12 protein-coding genes are annotated in these 19,994 nt (G+C 38.5%); 7 read left to right on the top strand and 5 right to left on the bottom strand.

Annotated features, from left to right (window positions below; all coding sequences use genetic code 11):
- The first annotated feature begins 70 nt into the window (after positions 1-70).
- The 3 genes from NPX98_RS05925 (at position 71) to NPX98_RS05915 (ending at position 2,070) form a co-directional block, all read left to right on the top strand.
- Positions 71-304, top strand: coding sequence for a BolA/IbaG family iron-sulfur metabolism protein (locus NPX98_RS05925; protein ID WP_269023235.1), 234 nt, complete (start codon positions 71-73; stop codon positions 302-304).
- Between the two features lie 99 nt (positions 305-403).
- Positions 404-736, top strand: coding sequence for a Grx4 family monothiol glutaredoxin (grxD, locus tag NPX98_RS05920; RefSeq protein ID WP_269023234.1), 333 nt, complete (start codon positions 404-406; stop codon positions 734-736).
- Between the two features lie 83 nt (positions 737-819).
- Positions 820-2,070, top strand: coding sequence for a multidrug effflux MFS transporter (locus NPX98_RS05915; protein ID WP_269023233.1), 1,251 nt, complete (start codon positions 820-822; stop codon positions 2,068-2,070).
- A 112-nt stretch (positions 2,071-2,182) separates the two neighbouring features.
- Here NPX98_RS05915 and parC read toward each other — a convergent pair whose 3' ends face one another.
- Positions 2,183-4,432 (bottom strand): DNA topoisomerase IV subunit A, encoded by a 2,250-nt coding sequence (gene parC, locus NPX98_RS05910; protein WP_269023232.1) that lies wholly within the window; start codon positions 4,430-4,432, stop codon positions 2,183-2,185.
- A gap of 388 nt (positions 4,433-4,820) precedes the next feature.
- Positions 4,821-6,611 (bottom strand): aspartate--tRNA ligase, encoded by a 1,791-nt coding sequence (gene aspS, locus NPX98_RS05905; protein WP_269023231.1) that lies wholly within the window; start codon positions 6,609-6,611, stop codon positions 4,821-4,823.
- Between the two features lie 146 nt (positions 6,612-6,757).
- On the opposite strand from aspS, the gene rnd reads away from it, so the two are divergent.
- Complete coding sequence (rnd, locus tag NPX98_RS05900) at positions 6,758-7,909, top strand: ribonuclease D (protein WP_269023230.1); 1,152 nt, start codon at positions 6,758-6,760, stop codon at positions 7,907-7,909.
- Positions 7,910-8,267: 358 nt separating this feature from the next.
- On the opposite strand, the gene ppx is transcribed toward rnd, so the two are convergent.
- Both ppx and NPX98_RS05890 read right to left on the bottom strand, forming a co-directional pair.
- On the bottom strand, positions 8,268-9,779 hold the full coding sequence (gene ppx, locus NPX98_RS05895) for an exopolyphosphatase (RefSeq protein ID WP_269023229.1): 1,512 nt from the start codon (positions 9,777-9,779) through the stop codon (positions 8,268-8,270).
- Positions 9,780-9,785: 6 nt separating this feature from the next.
- Entirely contained in the window at positions 9,786-11,954 is a 2,169-nt protein-coding gene (locus NPX98_RS05890; protein ID WP_269023228.1) for an RNA degradosome polyphosphate kinase, read from the bottom strand.
- Positions 11,955-12,247: 293 nt separating this feature from the next.
- On the opposite strand from NPX98_RS05890, the gene NPX98_RS05885 reads away from it, so the two are divergent.
- Entirely contained in the window at positions 12,248-12,496 is a 249-nt protein-coding gene (locus NPX98_RS05885) for a zinc-finger domain-containing protein (protein ID WP_269023227.1), read from the top strand.
- A gap of 20 nt (positions 12,497-12,516) precedes the next feature.
- Positions 12,517-13,776, top strand: a complete 1,260-nt coding sequence (locus NPX98_RS05880; protein ID WP_269023226.1) for an FAD-binding protein — start codon at positions 12,517-12,519, stop codon at positions 13,774-13,776.
- Between the two features lie 133 nt (positions 13,777-13,909).
- Here NPX98_RS05880 and dnaE read toward each other — a convergent pair whose 3' ends face one another.
- A complete protein-coding gene (gene dnaE / locus NPX98_RS05875) occupies positions 13,910-17,404 on the bottom strand; it encodes a DNA polymerase III subunit alpha (protein WP_442864476.1) in 3,495 nt (1,164 codons plus the stop codon).
- A 419-nt stretch (positions 17,405-17,823) separates the two neighbouring features.
- Here dnaE and recG point away from each other — a divergent pair, with 419 nt between their 5' ends.
- Entirely contained in the window at positions 17,824-19,932 is a 2,109-nt protein-coding gene (gene recG, locus NPX98_RS05870; RefSeq protein WP_269023224.1) for an ATP-dependent DNA helicase RecG, read from the top strand.
- The last annotated feature ends 62 nt before the right edge of the window (positions 19,933-19,994 follow it).

The following is a 19,994-nucleotide window of genomic DNA, read 5'->3' as shown; positions in this document are numbered from 1 at the left end:
TGAACAATTATTCATTTCTATCGACTATATACTACTCTTATGAAAGCTCTATAACTAGAGGAAAATGACTATGGCGATGAGTGCTCATGCAATTGAAACCTTTATTCGTTCAGGAATCCCCGATGCAACAGTAATTATTCGCGATCTTGCTGGAGATGGTGAACATTACGCTGCAGAAGTTATTTCAGAAAGTTTTCGAGGCAAAACCCGTGTTCAGCAACACAAAATGGTCTATGATGCCCTTCAGGGTCATATGGGAAACATCCTTCACGCTCTTGCTCTTCAAACAAGTGTTCCTAAATAATCTAAAAATTTCTGCTTGCATTCAGTCTGTTAATACGATTTAAAATAATGTCTTTATGAATTATGTATTCCTAAAAGTCTGAAATATTGAGGAATAAAAATGACTACTACTCATGACTTTATTGATAATGAAATTAAAACAAATGATGTTGTTTTGTTCATGAAAGGAACGCCAAGCGCTCCACAATGTGGATTTTCTGGACAGGTTGTGCAGATCCTTGACTATTTAGGATTGAATTATAAAGGAATTGATATTTTAGTTTCTAATGAACTGCGTCAAGGAATAAAGGATTACTCAAATTGGCCAACAATTCCGCAGCTCTATATCAAAGGTGAATTCATTGGTGGTTGCGACATTATTAAGGAAATGTTTCAAAGCAACGAATTACAAGAATTGCTGAAAGAAAAAAATATCACCTTTAATATATCATAGATACCAATATGAATTATATTTGATCGTGTTCAACCTTTTGTAAAGTGTTGTGCGGGTAGGCTTTTATTTTAAGGATGCGTCATATGTCATATTCTTCAATCGACGAACAAAAACATATCAATGCGATCAAAGAAAAAATCGGGTATAAAGAATTTGTTATTATCATCGCAGCACTTATGGCAGTAAATTCTATAGCCATTGATATTATGCTGCCAGCCATACCCGATATTTTAAATGGCTTCCACATTGCTAATGAAAACGATCAGCATTATATCATTTCATTTTATCTTATCAGCTATGGTGTTTCACAAATATTCTTTGGCCCCATAAGCGATCGTTACGGGCGACGTAAGCTTGTTCTGATGGGTCTTGCTTGCTATTCATTTGCAGCAATCGGTTGTGCATTCGTATCAAATTTTTCTGTATTGCTTATTCTTCGTATTTTGCAAGGCATAGGGGGAGCAGTTATGCGTGTACTCACAGTTTCCATTGTACGCGATCTATACGGCGGTCGAAAAATGGCTGAAGTTATGTCCATAGTTATGATGGTTTTCCTCATTGCAGTAATGACTGGCCCAGCAATGGGACAGGTAATTCTGTTATCGGGGGACTGGCAATTTATTTTCATATTTATGGCACTTGTTGGTTTTGGATTGATGGCTTGGATTCAACTGCGATTACCTGAAACTCTTTATACACAACGTTCTCTTTCTTTTTCTTCTCTTAAAAACAGCTTTTGCCTCATTCTAACCAACCGTTCTATGCTTTGTTACACGCTTGCGACCTCCATTGTATTAGGCTGTATCTTTATTAGCATTAATACATCACAACAAATATTTGAAGGAATCTATAATTTAGGCATTTGGTTTCCCGTTGCGTTTGCAGTTGGCGCTGCATTTCAAGCCGTATCATCATTTTTCAATTCTCGAATTGTTGGACGCCTTGGGATGCGGCGTATTGCTCACAGTATGCTTCTGTTATTCAGTGGTACTTCATGCATATGGTTTATTGGTTCAATTTTAGCAGATGGTGCACTACCTTTTGCATTGTATATGTCATTACACTGTATATTGATGTTTACATGCGGCGGTATTATGGCCAATTTCAATACACTTGCTCTTGAAGATGCTGGAAGTTTTGCTGGGACAGCATCTTCTGTATCGGGCTTTCTTCAAACATCCATTGCAGCAGGCCTTAGTCTGTCTATCGCACAACAATTTAATGAAACAACCATCCCCAATTCAGCAGGATTTTTCTTTCTTAGCTTTATTGCTATACTGCTTATCTTATGGGCTGAGCGTGGGCAGTTTTTTATGCAACGTCACACTGAGTAAATATATTCAAAAGATAGGCTATAAATTCCTTTAATCATATCTAACAAAGCAAACTTAAAAGCATTCCTTTGTATATTTTTAATAAATAACGATCAGATATGTGTGGCACCAACTAATTGGTAAATTTTCCTGATTTTGGGAATCCTTTTGGAACAAACCGTCCTGCTCCAGCGCGCATTCCCATCCATTCAGTAAGCTCATCAGCTTGGCGATTAAAACTACGTTCAGCTGTATCCTGCCAACTTAAACCTTCCGATAAATTAAAGGTTTTGACATCAACAACACCACCATCTTTATAACGTTGCAGACGGACACCCTTACCACGACTCATCTCTGGTATTTGCTCAATAGCAAAAACAAGCATCTTTCGGTTTTCTCCAACCACTGCAACATGATCACCCTTTACTAGAACGCAAAGCTTTACCTTATCAGGAGACTTTACATTCATAATTTGCTTTCCCTTGCGGGTATTAGCAATCACTTCGATTTCAGGAATAATAAAACCATTTCCACAGGATGAAACTAAAAGCAATTTTTCCTGTGCATTATGCACGAAAGCTGTAAGAATATCGTGCTCATCATCCATATCGACTAAAATACGAATTGGTTCACCGTGCCCTCGCCCTCCAGGCAAAGTATTTGCGCTAATCGTAAAAAACTTTCCACCAGTACTCACCACTACAATTTTATCTGTTGTGAATGCTGGAAACGCCAACTTCAAACAATCACCTTCTTTGAAAGAAAGAATTTTGTAATCGCTCAAATGCCCTTTTAAAGCACGCATCCAACCTTTTTCAGAAATAACAATGGTCACCGGCTCTTTTTCAATCATCGCTTGGTGAAGTTCATCAATATCATGCCTTGGAGCATCTTCAAATGTCGTACGCCTTTTTCCTAAAAGAGTTTCGGGACCAAAAACTTTACGAACTTTTATTATTTCTTCCGAAATCATTTTCCATTGCTTTATATTGGAGGCTAAAAGATCTTGTAGTTTTTCTTTTTCAGTCTTTAAAGCATCGAACTCTTTACGAATTTCCAAATGCTCAAGCTTACGCAAAGAACGCAAGCGCATGTTAAGAATGGCTTCAGCTTGATTTTCTGTTAATTCAAAACGTACAATGAGTTCTTTTTTTGGTTCATCCTCTTCACGAATAATCTGGATTACCGTATCAAGATTTAAATATACGATAAGATATCCATGGAGAATTTCTAATCGGCTATCAATTTCATTAAGTCGATAACCAGAGCGGCGAATAAGCACTTCCTTACGATGCTCAAGCCATTGCTGCAAACTCTCACGCAAAGAAAGAACATTAGGAACTTTTCCTTCAGTCAAAACATTGAGATTAAGAGGGAATCTTACTTCAAAATCAGTTAATTTAAAGAGTGATTCCATCAAAAGTTCGGGATCAACTGTACGATTCTTAGGAACAAGAACAATGCGGATATCTTCTGCCGATTCATCATGAATGTCCTCAAGCATTGGTAACCGTCGTGTCAGCAATAATTCTGCTGTTTTTTCAATAAGGCGCGACTTTTGGACCTGATATGGAATTTCAGTCACAATAATGACATAAGAGCCACGGTTCCCCGACTCTTGATGCCAACGTGAACGCAATCGAAAGAACCCGCGCCCTGTGCGATAAGATTCCTCAATGCTTTTTTTAGGCTCAACCAAAATGCCACCTGTTGGAAAATCAGGCCCGAGCACAAATTGATTTAAGTTCTCATTATTTGCATCAGGATGAGAAATCAAATGCAGAGCTGCATCACATAATTCAGCAACATTGTGCGGCGGAATAGATGTTGCCATACCAACAGCAATACCCGATGAACCATTGGCTAAAAGATTAGGAAAAGCCCCCGGTAAAACAATAGGCTCTTCATCTTCTTCATTATAGGTTAAACGAAAATCAATAGCGTTTTCATTAATCCCCTCAAGCAGCAATGCTGCCACTTCAGTCATGCGCGCTTCCGTATAACGCATCGCAGCAGCATTATCACCGTCAATATTACCGAAGTTTCCTTGACCATCAACCAATGGATAACGAACAGAGAAACTTTGAGCTAAGCGCACCAGCGCATCATAAATAGACGCATCACCGTGCGGATGGAACTTTCCCATTACATCACCCACAATCCGCGCGCACTTAGCGTAGGGATGTCCGGGATTAAGCTTCAATAAGCGCATAGCATGAACAATACGCCTATGCACCGGCTTCAATCCATCACGGACATCAGGTAATGCACGCTGAGTAATAGTAGAAAGCGCATAAGCCAAATAGCGTTCCTGTAAAGCAGAACGTAACTCTATTGGCTCAATATGTTCCTTATCACAAGGTAAATTTACTTTATCAGACATAATATTAGGATAACAATTCCTAAAACAACAAACAACTATTCTATACTTTGATGTAAGCTTTGATTAATCAACCATTTTTGTTAAAATTAAATTACATAAAATAAATATTACAACTCAATCATGAGTCAAAAGCAGTATCAATTTTTAAAAATTATGCAAATATTTTTAGCATATTTAAAAATCCTCTCCTCCACTCTAAAAATTCAGTTAGAAAAATTTTGGTTCATCCTTCTTTTGTTGAAGATATGAAAATCTCAAAAGCCAATGAATCCTTTAAATCCAGTTTTAAAACTATCAATAAAAGCTTGAGATTATTAAATTTTATGACAATAAAAACAAGCAGTCTCTATTCGGCTTTCATGCATATCAACAACACAACAAACTTTTATCAATTATTCTTAGCAATAGGAGTAATTCGAATTCCTAAATCATGTAACTGCGTAGCAGAAACGCTAGATGGAGAACTCATTAAGAGATCAAGCGCTTGTTGGTTCATAGGGAATAACGAAACTTCACGCAAATTTTTTACGCCTTGTAAAAGCATAATGATGCGATCAATACCAGCTGCTATGCCACCATGTGGTGGAGCACCATAATGAAATGCACGGTAAAGACCGCCAAAACGCTCTTCCACCACATCTTTAGAAAGACCGACAAGATCAAAAACCTTAAGCATCATTTCCGGCGAATGATTACGAATTCCACCTGATGCAATTTCATAACCATTACAAACAAGATCATATTGAAAAGCCTTAAGGGTAAGAGGATCTTGAGTATCAACAGCACTTTCTCCTCCCTGCGGCATTGAAAAAGGATTATGCGCAAAATCGAGTCTTTTTTCATCTTCATTCCACTCAAAAAATGGAAAATCAATAATCCACGCCAAAGAAAAACAGTTGCGATCAATAAGGCCTAATTCCTCTCCTGCTCGTGTCCGAGCAGAACCCGCAAAAGATGCAAACTTCTTGGGATCCCCTGCTACAAAAAAACAAGCATCACCATCTTCAAGCCCCAGTTGCATACGGATGGCCTCTGTCTTCTGCTCACCAATGTTTTTAGCAATAGGGCCAGCTCCTTCAAAGTTTTCACCTTCTTTACGCCAGAAAATATAACCGAGACCCGGCTGACCCTCACCCTGTGCCCATCCATTCATACGATCACAGAAAGCACGGCTTCCACCTGTTTTTGCAGGAATAGCCCACACCTGTGCCTTTTCATCATTTGCTAAAATCTGAGCAAAAACCTTAAAACCAGAATCACGGAAATGTTGAGAAACATCTTCCATAATAATTGGATTACGCAAATCAGGCTTATCTGAACCATATTTTTGCATAGCCTCATCATATGAAATACGAGGGAAGCTCTCTGTTACAAACTTTCCATCAGCAAATTCCTCAAAAACAGAACGCATAATAGGCTCCATTGTCGAAAGAATATCTTCCTGCTCAACAAAACTCATTTCAACATCCAACTGATAAAATTCTCCTGGCAAACGATCTGCCCGTGGATCTTCATCCCTAAAACATGGAGCTATTTGAAAATAACGATCAAAACCGGACATCATCAACAATTGTTTATATTGCTGAGGGGCTTGAGGGAGTGCATAAAACTTTCCTTGGTGAATTCGGCTTGGAATCAAAAAATCACGTGCTCCTTCCGGTGATGATGCTGTCAAAATTGGCGTAGAAAATTCTGTAAAGTCACTATCATGCATATGCCGTCTCATAGATGCAATAATTTCAGTACGACGCATTATATTTTTGTGCATAGTTTCCCGACGTAAATCAAGGAAACGATACTTCAATCGGATATCTTCTGGATAATCAGGTTCTCCAAAAACTGGTAAAGGAAGTTCTTCAGATTTTGAAAGAACTTCAACCTCTTTGGCAAAAATTTCAATTTCACCCGTTGGAAGAGCTGTATTAATGACTTCATCAGCACGCGCACGCACTTCTCCATCAACACGAATGACCCATTCAGAACGTACTTTTTCAATCAATTTAAAAGCAGGAGAAGCAGGATCTACAACAATTTGTGTAATTCCAAAATGATCACGTAAATCAACAAAAAGAATCCCACCATGATCGCGAACGCGATGAACCCATCCCGAAAGACGAACTTGAGTTCCTACATCACATTTACGAAGAACAGTGCAATTATGGCTGCGATAACGGTGCATAGTTTTTGCCCTTGATTATAATTATTGTTTCGTACATGTTACAAACGCTTTTTGATGGTCATTTGTCAAGATATGACCCCAAAGACTAGAAGAAAATACAATGAAAAAAGACAATAAACGACAAATCTAACCTATTTCATTATAATATGGAACTTATTACGCAGACAAAAAATCTTGAAATCGCTATTGCCAACTTACGCAATTCTGATTTTATAACAGTAGATACTGAATTTATCCGTGAGACAACTTTTTGGCCTCAGCTATGCTTGATCCAGCTTGCAGCACCAAATATCGCAATGCTTATTGACCCTATGGAACCAGGCATTAACTTACAGCCATTTTTTGATCTGATGGTCGATAAAAAAATTGTTAAAGTTTTTCACGCTGCACGCCAAGACATCGAGATTATTTATCATCTTGGGGGGATCATTCCCTATCCCCTATTTGATACACAAGTAGCAGGATCAATCTGTGGATTTGGCGATTCCATTTCCTATGATCAAATTGTACAACGCTGCACTGGACACAATCTTGATAAATCATCTCGTTTTACAGACTGGAGCTGTCGCCCTCTTTCTGAAAAACAACTTCTTTACGCACTCGCTGATGTTACCTATCTAAGAGACGTTTATCTCTCATTAAGAAAGAAACTAAAGAAAAATAAACGTCTCCATTGGATGGATGACGAAATAGCGTTTCTTTTAGCACCAGAGACTTATGATATACCAGAAGAGGAGGCATGGAAAAAAGTAAAAGGCAAAATAAAAAAACCTCGTGAGCTTGCCATATTACAAAAAATAGCAGCTTGGCGTGAACGTGAAGCAAGAAAGCGTAATCTTCCGCGTCGCCATATCATGAAAGATGAATGCCTTATTGAAATTGCAACTCAACAACCCAGAGATGAATCTACTCTGAAACGTTTGCGTAGCCTTAATAAAAGCTGGAATCATCCATCAATTATGCATACGTTAATCAAAGCTATCCATGAAGGTTTACAAGTCGACACTGCTACTTTACCTTCCCTTCCTAAACATGAGCTTATTAATGATAAAACAGCTGCTGCAACTGATCTTCTCAAAGTATTATTAAAACTTGTGGCAAATGAAAATGACATTGCACCTAAAATTATTGCAACATCCAATGATTTGGAAAAAATTGCTAGTGGAACTATAACGCAAAATATTCCCGCTATGAATGGTTGGCGTTATGAAATATTTGGTCAAAAGGCTGAACAAATGCTCAAAGGTCAGATAGGATTTTATTTTAACAACGGAAAAATAACAACTAAGCGACTGTAAACTACAAAAGAGATGGTAGCTGTTGATTCTCTAAAATTTTAAGTTAATGAAAACATTAAAAAAAGCAGAATTGAATATGCCCCATACATTCTTGCATTCTTGAAATCCTTTAAAAACACTAAACTTGATTTAAAATTTCCCAATAATTCTAAAAATCCGATCAATATTTTCTTGAAAACAGTAGCTAATTAACACAATTTAATTGGCCATTCGCTTAACATGTCTGAAAAGCTTAGATACAATAAAAAAATCCAACTTTATAATGCATACAGTCAAAATTTTACATAGCAATATATCCCTATAGCGACATAAACATACGCCTATGCTCTGTAGACTTTTATAATACATCGAGAAAAAATCAGGAAATTTCAAAAGCCAAAGGTAATTTTATGACCTTTGATAACTGCTTCAACCGCCCAAGAGGTCGTTCACCTACCAAATCAGCATAACGCAGTGGAATGTGCAATATAATGTCATTTTGCTTTCTCTGCCACGATAAATTAGGCAAAATCCCTGCTATAGAAGTGCTAAAAAGATTAGCAACGCGCATAATCCCACCAAGAATTCGCGCTTTTTCAACTATATCATCGCTTGCTAATTTAAAAATTACTGGAGCCTCTTTATCAGCAGACAGCCCCATATTACGAAAAAAAACAGCCAATGCAGCATAAATACGTCCCTCATGAGAAATGCCTGGATAAGATCCTAACGCTATCTGACTTGCTGCCTCATTACCCCGATAATCAGGATGTATACGCCAGCCAATATCGGCAAGAAGACAGGCAGCCTTACGATAACGACACTCATTTTCAATTTCTAAAATCCTAAAAACTTCAAACGCATTCGTAGTAAAGTCAATGAGCTCTTCTGCCTGCTTTGGTGAACGTGCCCGTAGAATAGCCATCTCCGTGCATGCTGCAATTAAAGGATCTGAAATACGAACTGCTTGCGACAATTGTGAATAAAGAAAACCCTCACGAACCCCAGCTCCAGAAAAAATTATTTTTTCAAACCCCATATACTGGATAAGTTCAATAAGAACAATCGCCCCATAAGCTAAAAGCTGACGACGATTTTTTGAAATCGCTGAAATTCCTTCTACATTATCAATGCTATCACTCACAACAAAATGTAGAAAATCCTTCATCTCAAGTGCATCAACTTCATAGCCATGAACAACAGGGAGCTGATAGTGTTTGGTGGCCATATGGAGTTTTGCCAGATTGCGCCAAGTCCCTCCCACGGCATAAAAGGAACGTACCATTCCTTTGGGTACAATAGCAGATTTAGAAAGCTGCTCATGTACAATCTTTGCTGCCATATCAATATTATTATTTGACATATACTGCAGGCGCAAACCACCTAATGGCAGTGTTATCCCTTCATCCACATCAGAACCACAAATACCTATAAGCTCAAGACTTCCACCACCAAGATCACCCGTAATACCATTTGGTTGATAAAAGGTAGAAATAACCCCATAAGCTGAATAAGCTGCTTCTTCACTTCCAGACAGAACATATATTTTTTTTTGCAAAATATGTTCAGCGTTTTGAATAAAAACCAACCCGTTTTTAGCTTCTCGCGCTGCAGCTGTCGCTAAAGTGTAAACCTCATCTGCGCCAATCTGTTGACAAAGCGCACGAAACCGCTTCAGCGTACGCAGCGTCATCTCCATCGATTTTTCTTCTAAGAATCCCGTTTTTGCAACACCTTGACCAAGACCACAAAGAACTTTTTCATTAAATAAAACGGTCGGTGACCGCACAAGACCTTCATAAACAACAAGCCGAACAGAATTCGAACCAATATCGATAACAGCAACGGGTTTACACCCTTTTAGCCGACCCTGAGCATTTATATATGTCATTAATATTCAGTCTTTATGTATTTTTGTTTTCTGCTGAAGCAATGTAGCAGAAGACCGAAAAGACTTTTTCCACTCAGAAAGACCTACATTGGTCATGAAACACTCCTGTGCATTAAATGGCTTTTCATCTCTTTGCGGTATTATACGCTCTGATGTTCCATCACTCAATATATTAAAGCTTTGTTGATTATCAATAATATTAGCCAACATAATTTGCGAAAGAATTTTCTGACGAACCATTTTATCACGAACTGGAACCAATACTTCAATACGATGATCAAGATTACGAGGCATCATATCGGCTGAACCAAAATAAACAAGAGCATTTTCACTCGGCAACTCCTCACCATTACTAAAACAGAAAATGCGGCTATGTTCAAGAAAACGCCCTACTATTGATTTTGCACGAATATTATCTGAAAGACCTGGAATACCGGGGCGCAAACAACATATACCACGCACAATCAAATCGATCTGCACACCAGATTGATTCGCACGGTATAAAGCATCAATAATTTCAGGATCAACCAATGAATTTATTTTCATCCAAATAGCAGCAGGCAGCCCTTGCTGTACATTGATAATCTCCCTCTCTATATGTTCAAGAATTCGACTGCGCAATGTTAATGGTGAAAAAGCAATCTTCATGGGTTCATTCGGCTGTATGCATTTGGTAATATAATTAAACAACAATGCCACATCATGACCAATGTCATCATCCGTTGTAAAAAAGGAAAGATCCGTATAACTTTTAGCCGTAATTGGGTGATAATTTCCGGTGCCAAGATGCACATAAAAGCGAAGACGACTTTCTTCGCGTCTCATCACTAATGACATCTTTGCATGTGTTTTTAGTTCAATAAAACCAAAAACAACTTGAACGCCTGCACGCTCAAGATCGCGCGCCCAACGAATATTGGCCTCTTCATCAAAACGTGCTTTAAGCTCTACCAAAGCAACCACCGACTTGCCACGCTCAGCAGCATCAATCAAAGCACTAACAATTGGACTGTCATTCGACGTACGATAAAGGGTTTGTTTGATTTCAACAATATCAGGATCACGCGCAGCCTGACGTAAAAATTGCACAACAACATCAAATGATTCATAAGGGTGATGAACAATGATATCCTGTTTGCGCATAGCTGCAAAACAATCACCACCATACTTACGAATACATTCAGGAAAACGAGGATTATAAGGAATAAATTTCAAATCATCGCGTGGAATAGAAGCAATTTCTGATATCATATTCAATGCCAACAATCCATTTAGAACACTGATACAATTATCAGAGACCGCAAGCCCGCTCGTTATAAATTTACGTAGATTTTCAGGCATTTTTACGTCAAATTCAATTCGAATAACTTGTCCACGACGACGCTTTTTCAGTGCAGTTTCAAAAAAGCGAACAAGATCTTCAGCTTCTTCTTCCAATTCAATATCGCTATCACGGATAACTCTAAATGTACCAACAGCATTGGATTCATAACCAGGAAACAAATGGCTAATAAAAAGGCTAACGATATCTTCAAACGCAATAAAACGAAAACTATTGCCCTCTTGAGGAAGTAGAATAAAACGTTTCAAAGAAGTCGGTACACGTAATAGTACAATTACAGGGGGTTGTTCAATATTCTGAAATACCTGAAATACAATAAAAAGACCTAAATTAGGGATAAAAGGAAAAGGCGTATCAGGATCAATAGGTAAAGGCGTTAAAACAGGAAAAATTGTCTCAAGAAAATATCTTTTGAGCCATAAATTTTCATTCTCAGAAAGCCTATCAGAGCAAATAATTTCAATATTACATTGTTTTAATTCATGACGCAAAATACACAATGATTGCTGTTGATTGGCCTGAAGATGCGAAATGTCAGCTAACACAAAATCAAGTTGCTCCTGAGGAGTACGTCCATCTGCACTACGCTCTGTAATCCCAGCACGAATTTGAGCAGCAAGACCAGCCACACGAACCATACAAAATTCATCAAGATTGGTTGCTGAAATTGAAAGAAAACGCACGCGCTCTAATAAAGGATGCTTCGAGTTATTAGCTTCCGTTAACACACGATTATTAAATTCTAGCCATGAGAACTCTCGATTCACAAATCGTTCCGGGTTTTGCATTGTTATATCCCGTACAGAAATTTGATCTGTCACTGCCTGTTTCATATATCCCAGCTAATTTGCTTTTTACATCTTATAAAAACCTTTACAAATATATACCTCCAATATACAACCTCCAAGCATGATCGCGGTATTTTTATTGTAACCGCCATATATCAATGGTCAGTTTTCTTTATATGACTTATATTGATATTTAAAAATAATTGGAGCCATTTTTAATTTGCAAATTGTCTTAAAAATTATCCTACATTATAATAAATTGCATTACAAACCAATAAATATAAAATAGGCGGTCAAAATCATACCTTCTCAAAAAATTTATCCGGAGTTCACACACCATGGCTGATCACCACATTCCTCATTTTCAAAATGACCACGGATACAAAACTATCGAGATTGGTGTAAAAAAATTTATGTGTGTAGGCGCAACACAACCTTTTGATCACCCTCATGTTTTTATCGATATGGGAGCTGCCGATGAAACAATTTGTCCCTATTGTTCAACACTCTACCGCTATAATCGTTCACTACCATATAATCAAACCAACCCACTAGGATGCACATATCATGCAGATAATACGCTATAACGCATTCTCCATTTTTTAATATGAAGCGGCTCACAAATCAATCGCCAATCATTATTGGAGCAGGTATTGCGGGTTTAAGCTCTGCTTTGGCATTGGCTCATAGAGGAATTGCCAGTACTATTATCGAAAAGTGCAAACAGTATGATAATGTAGGTTCTGGTATTCAACTTACCCCAAATGCAACACGCATTCTTGCTCGCTGGGGAGTTCTCAACAAGCTCATTGAGCTAGGTATTCAACCGCTTTTTCTAGAGTTAAGAAGTGGAATATCTTTAAAAACGCATTTACATGCTGATCTCATAAACTTATCTGAAAAACGTTGGAAAGCTCCTTATATTACGATTCATCGAGCCGATTTACAAACAATTTTATATAATGCTGTTATTGAAAACCCTCTCATCCAGTACAAAATGGGCGAAAGTATTGTATCATCTACTCAAGCTACAACCGATAGCATCAGTATAGAAACAGTAAAAACTGAAGAATCTACCGCAACACAACAGCATCAGTTTTATTCAACCTCACTTCTTATCGGATGTGATGGCGTTTGGTCAAAATTACGACAGTTTTCTCCCTTTCATGAAAAGGCAGATTTTAGTGGCTTTATTGCTTGGCGCTCAACAACAACATTTGAAAACCTGCCCAAAAGTTTTCGCTCTCTATTGCATGATGTACAAACAATTACTGCCTGGATGGGACCTAAAAACCATCTTGTTCTCTATCCTATCCAATCAGCAAAAGCCTTTAATTGTGTCGCTATCACGCCTGGAGAAAACCCAGGAAAAGAATGGAACAAAAAAGGAAAAAAAGAAACTCTTAAATCTCTTTTCAACGGCTGGAATCCTCAAATCCTCCAAATCTTTAACCATATTGACGAATGGAGCTATTGGCCATTATTTCAAATGAAAGTTAATCGTTTTTTAGGCTTAAAGCAACAAGTCTTTGTTGGTGATTGCTCACATGCAGCTCTACCGTTTGCGGCACAAGGTGCTGCTATGGCAATAGAAGATGCTGCCACATTAGCAGAAGCTCTCTCTCTCAATGTTTCATTAACTGAAGCTATCGCGCTTTATGAAAAAATACGTAAACCTCGCATTGCAGCTGTAAAAAAACGCGGAGATTTTAATAGACTTGTTTATCATGCTACTGGTCCCATAGCCATTGCACGTAATTTTATGATGAAGATTCGCACATCAGAAAATATCATGTCGAGCCTTGATTGGCTCTACACTTATGATGCCATGGATCTAACAAAAAATAATGTTATCAAAAATTTATAATACCTAAACTAAAAATTGTTGATTTATTTTAACAACAAACATGAAACTTTCAAACTGATCTGTAGCACCATTTCGACACGACCAAATCAATGAATTTACAAATTCCCAATAAGCAATTATTCAACTATTTTTTTTAATTCAGCTCTACATTAAAAACACCATGAAGCATTTTCATAATGCTTGCTATACGTAAATTAACCTTATATCGCTTCGGAAGTACAACTTCAATTTCTTGTGATGCCTTCTCTCTAGACAGAACAATTCTCACCTCTCCATTACCATCAGAACTTAAATTCTGTTCAATTTTCGGAAGAATATCAATTGTTTTAATAAAGAGACGCATCATTTTATAGGGTCGTAGCGCTTCATCTTCTAAAGATTGTACCTCTTCAATGCGCAAATCAACTCCTTCCGATCGGTTTTCTGCACTTACCGTAACGATAAAAGATTTTCCTGGCTCCAATATATCCCCGTAAAGAGACATCCCCTCAGAAAATAGAAGCGCCTCATATTGTCCGCTCGTATCAGAAAACTGAACAACCCCCATTTTCTTACCAGATTTTGTTTTACGAATTTGTTTTGCTACAACAGTTCCAGCAAGAATAGCAGTGATTGCACCTTCTTTGACTGCATTAGCAAAATGACTCCAAGTTTGAACATGTTTTTTAGCAAGAATAGCTTGATATTCATCCAAAGGATGAGCAGAAAAATAAAAACCTATGACCTGAAATTCATGATGCAATTTTTCAGCAGGGTACCAAGGAGACACTTTCCTCGATAAAATCAAAGGCTCTTTGAGTTCACCACGCCCCTCTCCAAACATATCAGTTTGCCCACTCAAATTGTTATCAAGAATACGCATAGAACGCGCACTAAAAATATCAAGGTTTTCCAATAAAACCTCACGTGCAATATTAAAGCAATCCAAAGCGCCTGCATAAATCAAACTTTCCATCGCACGCTTATTCACGATGCGAAAATCAATACGCTTACAAAAATCTTCCATATCTTTGAAAGATTTGTTCCCACGGCGTTCCACAATATGATCAACTGCTGCCTCTCCCACGCCTTTAATGGCAGCAAGAGAATAGTAGATACAATTTTCCCCCACTTCAAAAACACGATGCGACGTTTGCACACAAGGCGCAATTACTTCAATTCCTAGCCTTAATGCCTCCTGCCGAAAGTCATTTAACTTATCTGTATTTGTCATATCGTATGTCATGGAAGCAGCTAAAAACTCAACCGGATGGTGTGCTTTCATATAGGCTGTTTGATAAGAAACGATCGCATAAGCAGCAGCATGTGATTTATTAAAACCGTAATCTGCAAATTTTGCCAAAAGATCAAAAATAGTATCAGCTTGACCTTTATCAAGACCACCCTCAACAGCTCCACTCACAAAACGTGCGCGCTGTTTTTGCATTTCCTCGTGGATCTTTTTTCCCATAGCTCGGCGCAATAAATCTGCTTCCCCAAGTGAATAACCGGAAAGCACCTGAGCAATCTGCATAACCTGCTCTTGATATACAATAACACCTTGTGTCTCTTTAACCAGATGATCTATTTTGGGATGAATAGAAGCTATTTCTTCTTCCCCATGTTTGCGCGCATTATAGGTTGGGATATTCTCCATCGGCCCAGGACGATAAAGCGCTACCAACGCAATAATATCCTCAATGCAATCTGGTTTCATCCCGATCAGCGCCTTACGCATACCAGCGCTTTCAACTTGGAATACGCCAACTGTCTCACCTCGTGCCATCATGGCATAAGTCGCTTCATCATCAAGAGGAATATTCGATAAATTTATGTTTGGGTCTTTTCGAGAAACAAAATGCACAGCCTTTTTCAAGACAGTAAGCGTTTTTAAACCAAGAAAATCAAACTTGACCAACCCAGCCTGCTCAACATGCTTCATATTAAATTGGGTCACAGGCATCTCAGAACGCGGATCACGATACATTGGCACAAGATCTGACAACGGACGATCCCCAATAACGATTCCCGCAGCGTGCGTCGATGCATGACGGTAAAGTCCTTCAAGCTGAAGCGCTATATCCAACATGCGCCCAATAACAGGATCCTTTTTCTTTTCTTCCGCAAATTTTGGCTCATCCTTGATAGCCATAGCTAATTCAACATGACTACCAGGCGTAGCAGGAACCAATTTTGTAAGATAATCCACCTGACGATAAGGCACTTCTAGAACACGTCCAACATCACGTAACACCGCGCGAGCCTGCAATTTACCAAACGTAATAATCTGTGCAACTTGGTCGCGGCCATATTTCTTCTGAACATACCGAATAACTTCTTCACGCCGATCCTGACAAAAATCGATATCAAAATCCGGCATAGAAACACGATCAGGATTTAAAAAACGCTCAAATAGGAGAGAAAAACGCAATGGGTCAATATCGGTGATTGTTAATGCATAAGCAACAAGTGAACCAGCACCAGACCCACGTCCTGGACCAACAGGAATATCCTGAGATTTTGCCCATTTGATAAAGTCCGAAACGATGAGAAAGTAACCAGAAAACTGCATACGCGTAATCACGGAGATTTCATAATCAAGCCTCTGCTCATAATCTGCAAGCATATAGCCTGTGGCCAAGCCGCTCGTTTCAAGACGCATTTTCAAACCAGCTTTAGCCTGATTTAATAACTCTTTATCCTCTGCTGCTAAATCAGAGATTGAATCCGTAGATTGCTCTATAAAACGAGGCAAAATTGGTTTTCGAATTGGTGTAAAAGCATGACAGCGTAAAGCAATTTCAACACTATTTTCTAAAGCTTCTGGAAGATCAGAAAATAATGAAACCATTTCATCTTGTGACTTTAAGTAATGATCCGGCGTCACACGTTTACGCTCTGGGTTAGAAACAATTTGTCCTTCTGCAACTGCCATGAGTGCATCATGCGCTTCATATCCTGCTTTATCCAGAAAAAAAGCCTCATTAGTTGCTACAAGAGGAATCTCATGTTCATAAGCCAACTCTATAAGCTCTGCCTCTAATTTTTGGTTGTAAGAACCATGCCGCTGTAATTCAACATAAAGACAATCACCAAAAATCTTCTTCAAATCAGTTAAACGCTTAACAGCACGGTCTTTTTTATCTTCTTCCAAAGCTAAATTGATGGGACCACCCCGACCACCAGTCAAAGCGATAATTCCTTCACTTTGCTGCTCCAGCCAATCAACATTAATATGAGGAGGATCAGTATCGCTCTTATCAAGATACGCACGACTGACAAGACGAACCAAATGAGCATAACCTGTTTCGCTTGCAGCAAACAAAACAATAGAAGAAAAATTCGAAGGATGCTGCCCTTTGGCTAAGCGTAGATTACAATCTGCATCACCAAAATCAATAGTAAGCTGACAGCCAATAATAGGTTGAATACCCTCAGCAAAACAATATTGAGAAAATTCCAAAGCACCAAACAAATTATTCGTATCTGTAATAGCTATCGCTGGTGCAGAATCGGAAACTGCATGTTGAATGATTTGTTTAGTTTTTAAAGCACCTTCAAGAAGCGAATAAGCCGAATGTATTCTCAAATGAATAAAACGTGGGAAAGAATTTGTGCTGTTTCGTTTTTGGCTTGTTTTTTCTGACACGATCACATTTCCCATTATAAAATAAATACCAAATTACAACGGCTATCTGTATTGTAACATATGGCATTTCAGCTATTCATGCTAATCTGTAATTTTAAAACTTTTGCATCATCCAAAAGCATTTTCGTTTTGTTCATATTTTATATCAAGGTATCATCACACCAATACCTATAGCTATAAAAATAAACTCACAAAAATAAAAGATAGGGTATCATATTAAGATATATTTATTAGTAATATATATCGGCATTAACCACGTCTCTTATTATGTTCTTGTTTTGTTCATTATTTTTCTCTTTACTTTGCACATCAAAGATCAAATTAAATAATACAATTCTCTCTTCTATGCTGATTGAATTATGTCCAATAAACTCTTTTAAAGAACTAGAAAAAACAAAAAGTGCAGGCTAAGTTTTCTCATGCGTCCAGACCTTATCAATCCTTTTTTTAACTCTATTTGCATCCTTTCGGGAATTAACCTAAAAGCATATTCCTTGCTGGCCAAAGTTTTAAACATTAATCCTACACAACATACCCCTACCCTCATCGATCTTCTCAAATTAATGCCTCACTCAGTTATAGATCGCAGAATGCAGCCTAATATTGCTTTTGCACAAGCAGGAACCACAGTTACTCTTGAGATTATTATCGATCAGCATCAACCGCCCCCAACGAGCCGCAATCGGTTACCTTATCGTGTCATTGGCCATGATGAAACAGGCACAATAAGTCTCGTATTTTTTCATGCTCAACGTTCTTGGTTAGAAAAACAGCTTCCAATAGGAAAAAAGGTTATTGTATCGGGTAAAGTGGAACGGTTTAACGAACAACTTTCAATGATTCACCCCGATCATATTGCATCTCATGAACAACGAAACCAGATGCCATTAATCGAACCCGTCTATCCTTCTACTGCTGGCTTATCGGCAAAAACGCTCAGACGTGCAATGCTCGAGGCTCTTGATTATATTCCTCTCTTGCCAGAATGGATAGAAGAAAGCGTCAAAAAGCAGCAAAACTTTTCTTCTTTTTCTGTTGCTTTGCGCCGTATCCATGCCCCTATAGATCCCGATGATCTAGCCCTAGAAAGTACCGCACGAAAACGTCTCGCCTATGATGAATTTCTCGCCGGTCAACTAGCTCTTGGCCTTGTACGTTTAAAAACAAAATCTCTTTCTGGCATCTCTCGTCCACCAACAGGCACCTACACTAAAGAACTTCTCAAAGCCTTACCCTTCCAACTAACAAAAGGACAAATAGAAGCTATAAAAGACATTGAACGCGATTTAGCTTCACCTGAACCCATGTTAAGACTTCTTCAAGGTGACGTCGGAGCAGGCAAAACTGTAGTTGCACTAATGGCCATAGCACAAATTGCTGAAAATTCAGGGCAATCAGCCTTAATGGCACCAACAGAAGTTCTTGCGCGACAGCATTTTTCTACGATTGCGCCTCTTACCGAAAAAATCGGTTTACAAACGGCTCTCTTAACAGGAAAAGAAAAAGGGAAAGTGCGTACAAACATTCTGAATAATATCTTATCAGGACAAACCTCTATCATCATCGGTACCCATGCTCTCATACAAGAAGGCGTCACATACAATAATCTTGCATTAGCTATTATTGATGAGCAGCACCGTTTTGGTGTGCACCAACGCCTTTCCCTAACTGCCAAAGGTAATAAACCGGATATGCTCGTGATGACCGCTACGCCTATTCCACGCACACTGGTATTAACAGCCTTTGGCGATATGGATGTGTCAAAAATTACAGACAAACCAATTGGACGACTACCAATCACAACAGCAACAATTCCTTTAGAACGGATCAATGAACTTATAGACCGCATTGCAGCTGCCTTAGAAAAAGGAGAAAAAATTTATTGGATTTGTCCTTTGGTGGAAGAATCAACAGCACTTGAACTCACCTCTATTGAAAGTCGTTTTGCCGTCTTACAGCAACGATTTGGAGCTTGTGTTGGTATCATACATGGCAAAATGTCTACAGATGAAAAAGATGCAACCATGGCATCTTTTAAATGTGGCGACATATGTATTTTGGTTGCAACCACAGTGATTGAAGTAGGCGTAGATATTCCTGATGCCTCAATCATTGTTATAGAACATGCGGAACATTTCGGCCTTTCACAACTGCATCAATTGCGTGGACGTGTTGGGCGTGGAGAAAAAAAATCTTCTTGTATTCTGCTATACAAAGCTCCACTGACAAAAACAGCTGCCGTGCGCCTTAATATCATACGCACAACAGAAGATGGTTTTAAAATCGCTGAAGAAGACTTGCGTTTGCGTGGTGAAGGTGAACTTTTAGGCACAAAACAATCTGGTATGCCTGATTTCCATATGGCAAATCTTGCAGCCCATAGTGACCTGTTGTCGCTAGCAAGAACAGATGCACGTTTATTTTTACAACATGATGCCAATCTCTCTTCAGAGCGAGGGCAAGCCCTACGCTTGCTCCTTTATCTTTTTGGTCGTGATGATGCCCTTCAGCTTTTACGTGCAGGCTAACTTTTTTAAAAAGACTCTAAGAACACAGAAGTTTTCGTCAATCAATTTACCAACATTCTTAT

The sequence above is a fragment of the Bartonella sp. A05 genome (assembly GCF_026930145.1).
Taxonomy (GTDB): Bacteria; Pseudomonadota; Alphaproteobacteria; order Rhizobiales; family Rhizobiaceae; genus Bartonella.
The sequence above is the reverse complement of the archived record's forward strand: the minus strand, read 5'-3'. Positions and strand labels throughout refer to the sequence as shown.

Coding starts and splice junctions, on each gene's coding strand:
- NPX98_RS05890 (WP_269023228.1), bottom strand. CDS start 11,954: ATGAAACAGGCAGTGACAGATCAAATTTCTGTACGGGATATAACAATG.
- parC (WP_269023232.1), bottom strand. CDS start 4,432: ATGTCTGATAAAGTAAATTTACCTTGTGATAAGGAACATATTGAGCCA.
- rnd (WP_269023230.1), top strand. CDS start 6,758: ATGGAACTTATTACGCAGACAAAAAATCTTGAAATCGCTATTGCCAAC.
- NPX98_RS05885 (WP_269023227.1), top strand. CDS start 12,248: ATGGCTGATCACCACATTCCTCATTTTCAAAATGACCACGGATACAAA.
- NPX98_RS05915 (WP_269023233.1), top strand. CDS start 820: ATGTCATATTCTTCAATCGACGAACAAAAACATATCAATGCGATCAAA.
- recG (WP_269023224.1), top strand. CDS start 17,824: ATGCGTCCAGACCTTATCAATCCTTTTTTTAACTCTATTTGCATCCTT.
- ppx (WP_269023229.1), bottom strand. CDS start 9,779: ATGACATATATAAATGCTCAGGGTCGGCTAAAAGGGTGTAAACCCGTT.
- aspS (WP_269023231.1), bottom strand. CDS start 6,611: ATGCACCGTTATCGCAGCCATAATTGCACTGTTCTTCGTAAATGTGAT.
- NPX98_RS05925 (WP_269023235.1), top strand. CDS start 71: ATGGCGATGAGTGCTCATGCAATTGAAACCTTTATTCGTTCAGGAATC.
- NPX98_RS05880 (WP_269023226.1), top strand. CDS start 12,517: ATGAAGCGGCTCACAAATCAATCGCCAATCATTATTGGAGCAGGTATT.
- grxD (WP_269023234.1), top strand. CDS start 404: ATGACTACTACTCATGACTTTATTGATAATGAAATTAAAACAAATGAT.